2 protein-coding genes are annotated in these 14898 nt (G+C 70.0%); both read right to left on the bottom strand.

The window, feature by feature from the left end; all coding sequences use genetic code 11:
* Positions 1-82 precede the first annotated feature (82 nt).
* Entirely contained in the window at positions 83-1072 is a 990-nt protein-coding gene (locus tag ACFWUP_RS03870; RefSeq protein WP_379230428.1) for an ATP-binding cassette domain-containing protein, read from the bottom strand.
* Positions 1069-14730 (bottom strand): amino acid adenylation domain-containing protein, encoded by a 13662-nt coding sequence (locus tag ACFWUP_RS03875; RefSeq protein WP_379230430.1) that lies wholly within the window; start codon positions 14728-14730, stop codon positions 1069-1071. Before ACFWUP_RS03875 ends, ACFWUP_RS03870 begins: the two co-directional genes overlap by 4 nt.
* Positions 14731-14898 lie beyond the last annotated feature (168 nt).

Genomic DNA, 14898 nt, shown 5'->3' on the forward strand with positions numbered 1-14898 from the left:
GTGGGCGCGTCCGGCCGAGGTGTGGCCGGCTGGATGGGCAGATCGCGGGTTTCATACTCGTCCACCGCGACGTCGGGGGCGCTCACGAAAGGACCTCCTCTTGCACGTCGTCGGTTTCGGGTTCGGGGATCGGCTCGGCCGGGGTGCCGGTGAGCGAGAGGAACACATCGTCGAGAGTCGGGCGCACGACGTTGGCGTCCAGGACACAGATCCCGGCGTCGTCGAGGCGGCGCAGCGCTTCGACCATCGTGCGTGATCCGTTGCCGACCACCACCGACACTTCGTCGCTGCCGGGTTCGTGGATGGGTTCGCCGACACCCACCTGCTGCAGGACCTGAATCGCGGGAAACGGACTCTGGCCCGCGGCGAGGGTGACAGTGAGCCGGTCGCCGCCGATGGAGGTCTTGAGTTCGTCGGCCGAACCGCGCGCGATCACCGTGCCCTTGTCGATGACGGTGATCCGATCGGCGAGCAGGTCGGCCTCTTCGAGGTACTGGGTGGTGAGCAGGACGGTGGTGCCGTCGTCGACGAGATCACCGATCACCCCCCACATGTCGAGGCGACCGCGCGGGTCGAGGCCCGTGGTCGGTTCGTCGAGGACCACCACCGGCGGCCGGGCCACCAGCGCACCGGCCAGGTCGAGGCGCCGGGCCATACCACCGGAGTAGGTGCCCGCGCGCCTGCCCGCCGCGTGGTCGAGGCCGAACGCGGTGAGCAGTTCCTCCGCGCGAGTGACGGCCTGTTTGCGGCCCATGCCGTAGAGGCGGGCCACCATCCGCAGGTTCTCGTAACCGGTCAGGTTCGCGTCGACCGCCGCGTACTGGCCGGACAACCCGATCCTGGTGCGCGCGGTGGCCGGGTCGGCCAACACGTCGACACCGGCGACCCGCACCGAACCGGCATCGGGTCGCAACAGCGTGGTGACGATCCGCACGGTGGTGGTCTTCCCCGCGCCGTTGGGCCCGAGCAGGCCGAGTACGGTGCCTGCCGGGATGTCCAGGTCGATCTCCTTCAGCACGCGCACCTTGCCGTAACTCTTGGCAAGGCCGCGCACTTCTACCGCGAGACTCACGAACGTATCTCCTTCTGGCCGCTGCCGCACACGGTGATCTCCGGGACGGCGTCGAGGTGGCGATGCAGCACGGGGCCGATCGCCGCCAACGATTCCGGGGTGGTCATCGCCGCGTGCCTGCAGGGCAGGTCGTGGTTGTGGATGTTGCCGGTGACGAACGGCTGCCAGGCGTCGGCATTCCGGCTCGGATCGGCGGCATTGATCTCGTCCGCCGCGGCGGTGAAGAACACGAGATCGCCGTCGAAGGTGCGCGGCCGGAACCGGTTCGCCATGACGGTCCCGTCGGCGTACCCGGTGTAGAGGCGTTGCAGGTGATCGACCGAGAGCGCGGCGAACGGGCCTGCTTGGGCCCGCAGCAGATCCGCCGCTTCGTGCAGGTCGAGGTCGGCGGGCAACGGCGCGCCGTCGACCAGGTCGGCGCCGAACTCGCCGAGGATGTCGGCGACCGTTGGCATCGAGGTGTCGAGCCAGCCGTCGCCGAGCTGGTAGCTGTCCATCATCGCCAGCAACGCGACGTCCTCGCCCGCGTCCTGCAGTTGTACGGCGATCTCCTGCGCGATCAGGCCGCCGAGCGACCAGCCGAGCAGGTGGTAGGGGCCGTGCGGCTGGATCGACTTGATATGGGCCACATAGTGTCCGGCGGCCTCGGGGATCGAGGTGAAGCTGTCCTCGCCCGACACGTGCGGTGCCTGCAGGCCGTAGACCGGGCGCTGCGGGTCCAGGTGCGCGAGCAGTCCGGCGTAGCACCAGGCCAGACCGATCGCCGGATGCACGCAGAACAGCGGGGTGTCGTGCGGGCTGGTCGACGGGCGGATAGGCAACACCGGGCTGGTGGCCGCCTCGATCACCGCGTCCGGGTCGACGTCGGCGAGCTTGGCCGCGATCGCGGCCGGGGTGGCGTCGCCGAACATCATCTGGACCGGCATCTCGTAACCCTGATCCCGCAGTGCGGCAACGACTTTGGTGGCCAGCAGCGAGTTGCCGCCGAGTTCGAAGAACCCGTCGTCCACGCCGACCCGCTCGACCCCGAGCACCTCGGTGAACACCGCGCACAGCGCCACCTCGGCGGGGGTCACCGGCGCGCGGTAACCACCCGAGGCGGTGAACACCGGCTCGGGCAGCCGGGCGCGGTCGAGTTTGCCGACCGGGCTCAGCGGGACCTCGTCGATCAGCATGATCGCCTGCGGGACCATGTAGTTGGGCACGTGCCCGGCGACGTGCTCGAGCAGTTCGGGCACGCCCGGGGTGGTCCCGTTGCGCGCCTTCACATACGACACCAGGGCGGTGACGCCGGCCGGGGTGGTGTGCCCGATGGTGAGCGCGAGCTCGACTTCGGGGTGCCGCGAGAACGCGACGTCGATCTCGCCGAGTTCGATCCGGAAACCGCGGACCTTCACCTGGTGGTCGGTGCGGCCGACGTACTCCACGTCCAACGCCGACTTCGCGCCGTCACGCCACCGCACGAGGTCGCCCGTGCGGTACATCCGCTCGCCCGGTGCGCCGTAGGGATCGGCGACGAAGCGCTGGGCGGTGAGACCCGGTCGGTTGAGGTAGCCGCGAGCCAGTGCCGAGCCCGCCAGTTGCAGTTCGCCGGTGACACCGATGGGTGTCGGGTGCAGTCGCCGGTCGAGCACGCTGGCGGCGACGCCGCGGATCGGGCCGCCGATGGTGATCGGGCCCTGCGGGCTCATCGGCTGCGGCATCAGCGTGACGATGGTCGTCTCGGTGGGCCCGTACACGTTGTAGAAGTTGCGGCCGGGTGCCCAGCGGGCGAGCAGTTCCGGCGGCAGCGCTTCACCGCCGGTGAGCACGTGCGCGAGGGAGTGCACGCCGGTCGGGTCGACGGTGCCGAGCGCAGCGGTGGTGATGAACGCGTGGGTGATCCGTTCCCGGATGAACAGTTGCCGCAGTTCCTCGCCGCCGACCACGCCTGCCGGGGCGATCACCAGGGTGGCCGCGCCGCCGAGTGCGAACAGGATGTCGAGCATGGCGGCGTCGAAGCTCGGGGTGGCGAAGTGCAGCACCCGGCTGCCGGGTCGCACGTCGTAGCGGTCGGCGGTCTCGCCCGCGAAGTTCGACAGGCCGCCGTGGGTGACGACGACGCCCTTCGGGGTGCCGGTGGAGCCCGAGGTGTAGATCACGTACGCCGGATTCTGCAGGCGCAGTGGGCGGATCCGTTCGGCGTCGGTGATCGGCGAATCGTCGGTACCGAGCACGGTGGCCCTGGTCTGCGGGTCATCGAGGACCAGCCAGCGGGTGTCACCGGGCAGCTGATCACGGTGGGCCAGCAGGGTCAGGCCCAGTGCGGCACCGGAGTCGGTGAGCATGTGACTGATCCGCTGCGGCGGGTAGTTCGGGTCGACCGGCACGAACGCCGCACCGGCCTTGGCGACGGCGAGCATCGTCGCCACCGATTCCACCGAACGCGGAATACCGAGGGCGACAAGACTTTCCGGCCCGATGCCCTGACCGATCAACACGCGCGCGAGGCGGTTGGTCCATCGATCGAGAGCATCATAGGTGACCACCGTGTCGCCTGCGCACAGGGCGACACCGTCGCGGGAGCGGGCGACGGCGGCACCGAACACCGCGGCCAGGGTGACCGGCGGTTCGGCGCGGGTGCCGTGCACCGGCGCCAGCGCGGTCCACTCGACCGCGTCGAGCAGTGCCAGGTCACCGACCGCGGTGTTCGGGTCGGCGGCCACGGCGGTGAGCAACCGGACGAGCCGGTCGCCGAACCGGCGCGCGGTGACCTCGTCGAACAGGTCGGCCGCGTAGTTCACCGACAGTTCGATGCCGTCGCCCACCCGGTCGGCGGTCTGGGTTTCGGTGAAGGTGAACTGCAGGTCGAACTTGGCGATGCCCGCGTCGGCGTCGACGGCTTCGATCCGCAGGCCGGGCAGTTCCAGCATGCGCACGGGGGTGTTGCGCACCGACAGCATCACCTGGAACAGCGGATGATGGGATTGCGAGCGCGCCGGGTTGACCACTTCGACGAGCCGTTCGAAGGGCAGGTCGGCGTTGGCGAAGGCGTCGAGGTCGCCGTCGCGGACGGTGCGAAGCAGGTCGATGAACGCGCGCTCGTCGGACACCTCGGTGCGCAGCACCAGGGTGTTGACGAACATGCCGATCATCGCGTCGAGAGCCGGGTGCCCACGGCCCGCGCTCGCGGTGCCGACGGCGATGTCCTCGGTGCCGGTGACCCGGTGCAACAGCACCGCGAGTGCCGCGTGCAACACCATGAACATGCTGACGTTGTTGGCCCCCGCGATGCCGCGCAGTGCCCGGTGGGTCGCCGCGTCGACCGTGCAGTCGACGGTGCCGCCCCGATAGGAGGGCACGGGTGGGCGCGGCCGGTCGGCGGGCACGGTGAGCAGTTCGGGCAGCCCGTCCAGCGCGCCCCGCCAGTGTTCGAGCTGCTTGCTGATCAGCGAATCCGGATCGTCCTCTGTGCCGAGCAGTTCGCGCTGCCACAGGGTGTAGTCCGCGTACTGGATCTCCGGGATCTGTTCGCCGAACGGTTCGCCGGTCTGGATGCCGCGGTAGGCGGCGGCCACTTCGGCGGCGAGCGGTTCGAGCGACCAGCCGTCCATCGCGATGTGGTGCACGACCAGCACCAGCACGTGCTCGGTCGAGCGGGCGACGGCGAATTTTGCCTTGGTCGGCGCCGACTGTCCGGTGTGGTCGACGGTGATCAGCGCCGCGCGCATCGGCACCGAGGCCGACAGGTCGAATCCCGGCGTGACGAAGCGGGTCACGGCGGTCTCGACCTCGCGCACGGTGGCCGTCGCGTGGAACAGGGTGACGGCGGCGATCTCCGGGTCGAGCACCAACTGCTCCGGCTCGCCCGAGCTCTCGGGGAACACCGTGCGCAGCGTCTCGTGCCGACGTTGCACCGTGTGCAAAGCGGCAATGAGTGCATCGAGGTCGACGGTGCCGTGCAGGCGAAGCACGACCGGGATGTTGTAGGCGCCCGACGCTTGACTGTCGGCACCGGCGTTGAAGCGGTTGAGGAACCACAGTCGGCGCTGTGCCGCGGACAGCGGGATCCGCTCCGGTCGCGGCTGTGGCACCAGGTCCGGCCGGTGTTCGTCGCCGGACGGACCGGATTCGATGAGCGCGGCGAGTTCGGCGACCGTCGGGGTCGCGAACACGGTGCGTACCTCGAGGCGCACATTGCTCGCGGCGGCGAGGCGGGCCACCAGCTGGGTGGCCAGCAGCGAGTTGCCGCCGATGTCGAAGAAGCTGTCGGTGGCGCAGACCTCGCTCGCCCCGACCAGTTCCTCGAAGACCCGCGCGACGGTCCGTTCGGCGTCGGTCTGTGGTGCCCGGCCCGCGGTGGCGGTGAATTCCGGTTCCGGGAGCGCGGTGCGGTCGAGTTTGCCGACCGGCGTGAGCGGCACCCGGTCGATCAGGTTCAGCGACGCGGGCACCATGTGCCCGGCCAGCCGCACCGCCGCGTGCCGTTTCACCGCGGCCACCTCGGCCGGGTCGACGCCTTCGTTGAGCTGGACCCAGGCGACGATCCGATCGTCACCCGCGATCCGCCGCACCTCGGTGTGGGCGAAGCGGACCTCGGGGTGGCTGCCGAGCACGGCGCTGATCTCGCCGAGTTCGATCCGGAAACCGCGCACCTTCACCTGGTGGTCGCTGCGGCCGAGGTAGTCGATTTCGCCGTTGGCGGTCCAGCGCACGACGTCGCCGGTGCGATACATCCGGCTGCCTGCGGGGCCGGACGGGTCGGCGATGAATCGTGCGGCGGTCAGGCCGAATCGCTCGTGGTAGCCCTGGGCGATGCCCGCGCCACCGATGTAGAGCTCACCCGGGACCCCCGTGCAGACCGGCCGCAGCCGTTCGTCGAGCACCAGCGCGCGCGACCCACGGGTCGGCGTTCCGATGGCCACCGGCACCCCCACCCGCAGCTCCGACATCGCGGCGATGACAGTGAACTCGGTGGGCCCGTAGGCATTGATGAACCGTCGGCCCGGCGCCCAGTTCTCCACCAGATCCGGCGGCACCGCTTCACCGCCGGCCATCAGACCGCGCAGCATCGGCAGCGGCCAGCGGTTGGCATCGATCGAGGCCAGCACCGCGGGCGTCAGGAACGTGTGGGTGATCTGCTCGCGTTCCAGCAGGGCCCCGAGTTCGTCGCCCCCGTAGATGTCGATCGGTCCGATCACCATCTCGGCGCCCGAGTACACGGCGAGGAGCATGTCGAGGACGGACACGTCGAAGCTGGGCGTGGAGAAGAAGAACGTCCGGGAGAACCGGTCGAGGCCCATGCGTTCGCGCAGGTCGAGCGCGAGGCTGGTGAGACCGCCGTGGGTGACGGTCACGCCCTTGGGCAGGCCGGTGGAGCCGGAGGTGTAGATCTGGTAGGCCAGATCGGCATTGCGGACGGGGCGGATCCGTTCGGCGTCGGTGATCCGGGCGCCGTCGTAGCCCGCCAGCTCGGTGTTCAGCTCGTCGCCGTCGACCAGCAACCACTGGGTGTCGAGGGGGCCGGCGGCCTCCCGCAGTGCGTCCGCGTCGGCACGCGCGGTGAGGACCGCGCGCGCACCGGAGTCGGTGAGCATGTGCCGGACCCGGTCGGCCGGGTAGCGCGGGTCGACCGGGACGAACGCCGCACCGCTGGCCGCGACGCCGAAGATGGCGAGCGCGCAGTCCAGTGAGCGGGTCAGGCCGACAGCCACCCGGTCGCCGGTGCCGATACCCCGGGCGATCAGAGCCCGGCCGAGCCGGTGTGCCCGGCGGGCGATTTCGGCGTAGTCGAGCTCGCCCACCTGGCCGGCGACACTGCCGCCCGCGAACCAGCGCAACGCGGGCCGGTCCGGGTATTTCGTGGCCGCACCGTCGAGGATGTCGGCCAGGATGATCGGCGTGACCGCCGCGGGTCCCTGCGCGGGGACGTGCTCACGGTGTTCGAGCACGGTGAGCGGATCGATATCGCACACCCGTTGCCGTGGGTCGGCGGTCACCTGGGTGAGGATCCGCACGAACCGTTCAGCGAGGATGTCGATGGTGGCGGCGTCGAACAGCTCGGTGGCGTAGACGAAGTCGAATCGCAGCCCGTGCTCGTCGGCGGGGGCGACCCGCAGTTCCAGATCGAACTTCGCCAGGGCGATATCGAGCTCTTCGGCGGACAGCCGCAGTCCGGGCAGTTCCAGCTCGGGTGTCGGCCCGTCCTGCATGCTGAGCGCGACCTGGAACAGCGGGTGCCGGTTGCTGGCCCTGCTCTCCCTGCCGAGCGCGTCGACGACCCGTTCGAACGGTACGTCGGCGTGGGCGAGGGCGGCCAGTTCGGCGTCGCGGTCAGCGTGCAGCAGTTCGGTGAAGCTGCGGTCGGGGTCGACGTCGGAACGCAGGACCAGGGTGTTGACGAACATGCCGACGAGGTCGTCGAGCTGGACATCGGTGCGCCCCGCGACCGGGGTGCCGATCGGGATGTCGCGTCCACCGGTGACACTGCGCAGCAGCACCGACAGTGCCGAGCGCACGACCATGAACAAGCTGACACCGGTCCGGCTCGCCAGCTCGTCCAGTGCGCGCTGCAGCGGTGCCGAGACCTGGCAGGTGACGGTGCCCGCCGTCCCCGTCGGTTCGGCGGGTCGGGGACGGTCGAACGGCAACGGCAATTCGTCGGGCAGTTCGGCCAGGGTCTCGCGCCAGAACGCGAGCTGGGTGGCGCTGATGCTGTCCGGATCGTCCTCGGCACCGAGCACCGCCCGCTGCCACAGGCTGAAGTCGGCGTACTGCACGGGCAGCGGCGCACGTCCGGACGCGGCACCGCCGGTCCTGGCCACGTAGGCCATGGCGAGGTCACGCGTCAGCGGGCCGAGCGACCACCCGTCGGCGGCGATGTGGTGCACGACGACACCGAGCAGGTACTCGTCGGACGCGGTGCGCTGCAACGACACCCGCAACGGCGTCTGCCTGGTGAGGTCGAAGCCCTCGCGAGCCAGCGCGGTGAGCGCCGCCTGCGCCTGATCCGGTGCGCTGTCGACGACCTCGATCGCGGGCATGGCCTCGGCGAGCGGCAGGATCACCTGCTGGGCGCCGGAGAGGTCTTCGGGGAAGACCGTGCGCAGCACTTCGTGGCGCTCGACCAGGTCGGTGACGGCGCCGCGCAACGCGTCGATGTCCAGATCTCCGCCGATTCGCAAGACGAATGCGATGTTGTAGGCACTCGACTCGGGGGACAATCTGTTCAGGAACCACAGCCGTTGCTGCGGCAACGACAGTGGTATGCGTCCCGGGCGCGGGGTGTGTACCGCCAGCGCCACCCGCTGCGTCCGGGGCGCTTCCGTGATCAGCCGGGCGATGCCCGCCACGGTCGGTGCCTCGAAGATCTGGCGGACCGGCAGGTCCACTTCGAAGTCGGCGTGCAGTGCGGCGGCGAGCCGGGTGGCCAGCAGCGAGTTGCCGCCGATGTCGAAGAAGCTGTCCTCCGCGCCGGGAATCGGGCGACCGAGGACCTCGGTGAACACCGCCGCCACCCGCATCTCGAGGTGGGTGCGTGGTGCGCGCGATCCACCGGAAACCACGAATTCCGGTGTGGGCAGCGCCTTTCGGTCGAGTTTGCCCGCCGGGGTCACCGGCATCGCGTCGAGCACCGCCAATGCGGCGGGGACCATGTAGCCGGGCAGTCTTCCGCGCGCGGTGTCGAGCACGGCCGCCGGTTCGATCGGGCCGTCGGCGGTGACGTAGGACGCGAGCCGCTGCTGACCCTGCTCGTCGACGTGGACGACGGTCAGCGCCGACCGCACGCCCGGGTGTTCGCGCAGCACGTGGTCGATCTCGCGCAGCTCGATACGGAAGCCACGGATCTTGATCTGGTCGTCGGCGCGACCGAGGAAGCGCAGTCGGCCCGTCGTGTCGGCGACCACGAGATCGCCTGTGCGATACATCCTTTCGCCGACCCGGCCGTGCGGGTTGGCGACGAATCGTTGCGCGGTGAGCCCCGCCTTGCCGAGGTACCCACGAGCCAGACCCGGTCCGGAGACGTGCAGTTCACCCGGTGTGCCCGGCGGCACCGGGTTCATCCGGCCGTCGAGCACGAACAACCGCATGCCGCGCACGGGCGCACCCAACGGCACCGGTTCCCCTGGCACCATGGCCGCGCTCGCGGTGACCGCGACGGTGGCCTCGGACGGGCCGTACATGTTGTGCATCCGGTACTTCGAGGCCCACGCTTCGACGAGTTCGTCCGAGCAGGCCTCGCCACCGACGATCACGGTCCCGAGGGCCGGGAAGTCGCCCACGGGCACGGTGGCCAGCGCGGCCGGGGTGATGAACGCGTGGGTGATGCGTTCCGAGCGCAGGAAACCGGCCAGTTCCGCACCGCCGTAGAGGTCGGCCGGGGCGACCACGATCGTGGCACCGGCGGCGAACCCGAGCAGCAGTTCGAGCACCGACGCGTCGAAGCTGGGCGAGGAGAAGTGCATGGTGCGCGCGTGGTCGGTGACCTTGAACAGCTGGGTCTGTTCGCTGGCCAGCGAGGCGATGCCCGCGTGGGTGACCACGACCGCCTTCGGCGTGCCGGTCGAGCCCGAGGTGTAGATGAGATAGGCGGGCTGACCTGCGCGCATCGGGTGCCTGCGATCGGCATCCGACAGCGGGGTCGCCGACCGGATCGCGCAGTCGGCTTCGAAATCGGCTGTTCCGAACACCAGCCATTCCGGTGCCGCCCGGTGCTTGCCGGTGGCAGTGGGCAGCGCGGCGAGATGTTCGGGCAGGGTGAGCCCGAGGGTGGCGCCGGAGTCGCCGATCATGTGCGCGATGCGCTCGGCCGGGTAGGCCGGGTCGACGGGCACGTACGCGGCGCCGGTTTTGGCGACCGCCCAGATGGCGATGATCGATTCGAGGCTGCGCGGCAACGCGACGGCGACGACCGTTTCGGGCGCGGCGCCGTGCGCGACGAGGCTGCGCGCCAACTGGTTCGAGCGTTCGTCGAGCTCCCGGTAGGTGGTGTCGAAGCCGAGGTAGCGCACCGCCACCGCATCCGGGAGGTGCTGGGCGGTGTCGCTGAGCAGCCGGGCCAGGGTGCCCGCCGGTTCGGCCGGCGCACCGGACACGGGGACAAGGCGGGCGATCTCGCGCCGGTCGAGCACGTCGAGATCACCGACCGCCGCGGTCGGAGCGGCGACGGCGGCGGCCAGCAGGGTGGTGAACCGCCGGGCGATGGCCTCCACCGTGGCGCGATCGAAAACATCGGTGGCGAAACCGAATTCGGCGTGCAGCGGCCCGTCGTCGTGGTTGTCGCGGACCTCGAGTTGCAGGTCGAACTTGGCGACGCCGATCTCGATCGGCACCAGTTCCGCGGTCACACCGGGCAATTCGACGCGGAGTTCGGGCGTGCGGTCGTAGGACAGCATCACCTGGAACAGCGGGTGCCGACTGGTGGAGCGGTCGGGGTTGACCAGTTCCACGAGCCGTTCGAAGGGCACGTCGGGGTTGGCGAAGGCATCGAGGTCGGTCTCGCGGACCAGGTCGAGCATGCGGTCGAATCCGGCGCCGAGGTCCACCTCGGTGCGCAACACCAGGGTGTTGACGAACATGCCGACCAGCTCGTCGAGTGCCGGGTCGGAGCGGCCCGCGATCGGCGTGCCGATGGTGATGTCGGTGCTCGCGCAGACGCGGGCCAGCAAGGTGGCCAGCGCCGCGTGCAGCACCATGAACATGCTCACCCCGCGACCGGTCGCGAGTTCCGCTGCCGCACGGCGGGTTTCGGCGTCGATGACGAATTCGACGGTGTCGCCGCCGGTGCCGCGCTGTTGCGGCCGCGGCCGATCCAGGGGCAGGTCGAGCTGGTCGGGCAGCCCCGCCAGGGTGCCGCGCCAGTGCCCGAGCTGACGTGCGATGGGCGCCTCGGGATCGGTTTCCTCACCGAGCAGTTCCCGCTGCCACATCGCGAAGTCGGCGTACTGCACCGGCAGCGACGCCCACTGTGGTGCGGCACCGCCCGCGCGCGCCGACACCGCGACCATCAGGTCCCTGGCCAGCGGGGCGACCGACCAGCCGTCGCCGCTGATGTGGTGCAGCACCACGAGCAGCAGGTGGTCGGTCGGGCCGACCCGGTACAGCACGACCCGCAGCGGCGTCTCGGTCCGCAGATCGAAACCGCGCCCGGAGACCTGCGCGGCCAGCGCGGTGATCTCGGCGGGGTCCACATCGATCGGCGTCAGCTCGGGTTCGACCCCGGCTGCCGGGTGGATGAGCTGGTACGGGCCGTCGGGACCGTCCGGGAAGCTGGTGCGCAGGCTCTCGTGGCGGTCGAGGACATCGCGCAGGCCCGCGCGTAAGGCGTCGAGGTCCAGATCTCCGGTGAGCCGCAGCGCGAGGGGCATGTTGTAGGCGGCGGCGTGTTCGGCGAACCGGTTGAGGATCCACAGCCGCTGCTGGGCCAGCGACAGCGGGACCCGTTCGGGCCTGCGCGCGGGAACCAGTTTCGGCGTGGATGTTTCGGACCGGTGGGTGCTGATGTAGCCGGCCAGCGCGGCGATCGTGGGCGCTTCGAACATCTCCCGGATGGTCACGTTCGCGTCGAGGATGGTGTTGATCCTGGCGACCGCGCGCGCGGCGATCAGCGAGTTGCCGCCGAGGTCGAAGAAGCTGTCCTCGACACCGATCGCGGTGCCGTCCAGGGCGAGCACCTCGGTGAAGATCTCCGCGAGCGCGCATTCCAGTTCGGTCTGCGGGGCGGCGGCACCGGTGGTGACCCGCACACCCACCTCCGGCGCGGGCAGTGCTTTGCGGTCGACTTTGCCGTTGGCGCTCAACGGCAGTTCGTCGAGCACGACCAGCGCCGACGGCACCATGTAGGACGGCAGGCCGCGGCGCAGTGCCGAGAGCAGCGCGGCGGGATCGGGGGCCGGTGCCTCCGGGGCGGCGACCACGTAGGCGACGAGTTCGTCGTCGCCGGTGCGGGCGGTGCGGGCCACGCAGACGGCACGCGCGACGTCGGGCTGGGCGAGCAGTGCGGCTTCGATCTCGCCGAGTTCGATGCGCAGTCCGCGGATCTTGACCTGGAAGTCGGTGCGGCCCAGGTATTCCAGGACGCCGCCGTCGATCTGCCAGCGGGCCAGGTCGCCCGTGCGGTACATCCGCTGCCCCGGAGTGAAGGGGTTGGCGACGAACCGGTCGGCGCTCAGGTCGGGCCTGCCGAGGTAGCCGCGGGCGAGCTGGGTACCTGCCAGGTACAGCTCGCCGACGACGCCGGGCGGCACCGGTCGCAGCTGCGGGTCGAGCACGTAGGTGTGGGTGTTCCACACCGGCGAGCCGATCGGCACCGTGGTGGCCTCGGCCGGGCACGGCCAGTAGGTGACGTCGACCGCGGCCTCGGTGGGGCCGTACAGATTGTGCAGTTCCGGTCCCCCGTCGGGCCCGTGCAGCGCGGCGTGGAAATCGGTGACGGTGGCGCCGGGCAGCGCCTCACCACTGCAGAACACCCGTCGCAGCCCCGCCCCGCCGCGCACCCGCGGATCGGTGACGAACAGCGACAGCATCGACGGCACGAAATGCGCCGTGGTGATGGCCTTTTCGGTGATGATCCGGGCGAGGTAGGCCGGGTCGCGATGCCCCTCGGGCGCGGCGACGACCAGCCGGGCACCGACCTGCAACGGCCAGAAGAACTCCCAGACCGACACGTCGAAGGTGGCCGGGGTCTTCTGCAGGACCGCGTCGGTGTAGTCGAGGGGGTATTCGGCCTGCATCCACCGCAACCGGTTCACGATCGCGGCATGGGTCACGCCGACGCCCTTGGGTTTACCGGTGGAACCGGAGGTGAAGATGACGTAGGCGAGATGTTCGGGCCGCAGCGGCGCGCGCCGGTCGGCATCGGTGATCGGCGCGACATCGTTGCCACTGACGTCCAGGGTGTCCAGATCGATCCTGACCGTGCCCGCAGGCAGCCGCACGCCATCACGATCCGCGGTGAGCACACACACCGGATGTGCCTGTGCCAGTACGGCTTCCATGCGATCGACCGGGTGCTCCGGGTCGATCGGCAGGTAGGCGGCACCGGTCGCGAGCACCGCGTAGATCCCGACGACGAGATCGACACTGCGATGCAGGCACACACCGACCGTGGTCTCCGGGCCTGCACCACGGGCGATGAGTTCACGCGCCAGCTGGTTCACCCGGTCACCGAGTTCGGTGTAACCGAGTGTGCGGTCACCGAATTCGAGACCGATGGCGTGCGGACTGCGGCGCACCTGGTCTTCGAACAGCGAGACCAGCGTCGCGGCCTGCATCGGCATCTCGGTGCTGTTCCACTCCCGCAGCACCCGGTCGTGCTCGGCGGCGGTGATCGCGGTGAGCGAGGCGGCCGGGGTGGTCGGCTCGGCGGCGAGGAAGCGCGCGAGGAAGTCGAGGTAGCGGCCGTGGTGTGCGGCGTTCTCGGTCTCGCCGTAGAGCTTCGGGTTGGCTTCGAAGTCGAGCTGGATGCGGCCACCGTCGCCGTTGTAGATGTTGATCGAGAGGTCTTCGACGGGTCCGGTGGCGAGCACGTTCAACTGGCCGGCGATGTCGTCGAACTTCAGCTCGTCGTGGAACAGCATGATGTTGACCATCGGCCCGAAGAACCCGCGTGCGTCGCGCGAGTACCCGCAGTCGCGGCGGATGTCGTCGGAGCGGTAGCGCTGGTGGCGCAGGGCGCCGGTGATCTGCAGTTCGGTCTGGCGCACGACGTCGGCGACGGTGGTGTGGGAGTCGAACCGGACCCGCAGCGGCACCACGTTCGACACCACACCCGCCGACCGGCGCAGCGCGACGGTGGTGCGCGCCGAAACCGGAAGGCTCAGCACGACATCAGGGTCACCGGTGACCGAACGGACGTAGGCGGCGAGCGCGGCCACGATCAGCGCGGAGTTGGCCGACCCGTGGGTGGCGATCGCGTCGGCGAGCAGGGTGTCGAGGTCGGCGTCGAGGACCGCGGTGGCACGGTGGCGACCCGCGTCGTGGGTGTCGCCCGCGGCGGTGACCGACGACAGCGTCATCGGCTCGCCCACGCCGGCGAGCTGCTGCATCCAGTACTCGCGGTCGGCGCGGAACCGGCTTGACTCGCGGTAGCGGGATTCGTCGGCGTAGAGGTCGACGAGCGCGGCGGCTCTGGAGACCGACGGTTCGCGCTGTTCGCCGACGGCGGTGTAGATCTCGGCGGTGCGGGCGAGGGCGTTCATCGCGCCGTAACCGTCGATCACGATGTGGTGTCCGCGCTCGTACCAGAACCATTCGCGGTCACCGATCCGCAACACCACATTGATGGTGAGCGGCTCGTTTTCCATGTCGATCGGGGTGCTGGCGTGGGTGTTCATCCAGGCCAGCGCGGCGGCGCGTGGGTCGGCTTCGTCGCGGAGGTCGATCCGGGCCCAGCCCGGCCGCCAGGTGGGGTCCACGCGCTGGTGGGGCACGCCGTCGATCTCGAGTAGGCGGACGTGTCCCACCTGGGATTCCGCGCCGTAGCGCTCGACCGCGTAGAGCAGGCGGCCGACGTCGAGATCACCGCGCAGTTCGACGTAATGCGCGATGGTGAGCGGAATGTCGGGCCGAATCCGTTGCGCGTACCACAGTGCTGTCTGACCGGGCGAGAGGGCGAACGGTTGGCCCGGGTCCTCGTCGGTGACGCATGAGCTGACGTGGTCGGTGGCCAAAGAACTCATCAAGCACTCCGTTTCTGCCTTGTGTCACAACTCCCCGAGCAGCGCCCGGGCACACGACGGCCCAGGGCGTGGCTTATCCACGCCCATGATTCGGAGTACGACGGCGGCCGGATGGCTACCGATGTGAATTTATTTCGAGCTCAACGAATTACACCGCTGAAGCAGCAA

The sequence above is a fragment of the Nocardia sp. NPDC058658 genome, from assembly GCF_042716665.1.
In the GTDB taxonomy this organism is placed as follows: domain Bacteria; phylum Actinomycetota; class Actinomycetes; order Mycobacteriales; family Mycobacteriaceae; genus Nocardia.

Bases quoted from the DNA above. Each gene is read 5' to 3' on its own strand.
- ACFWUP_RS03875 (WP_379230430.1), bottom strand. From the start codon at position 14,730: ATGAGTTCTTTGGCCACCGACCACGTCAGCTCATGCGTCACCGACGAG.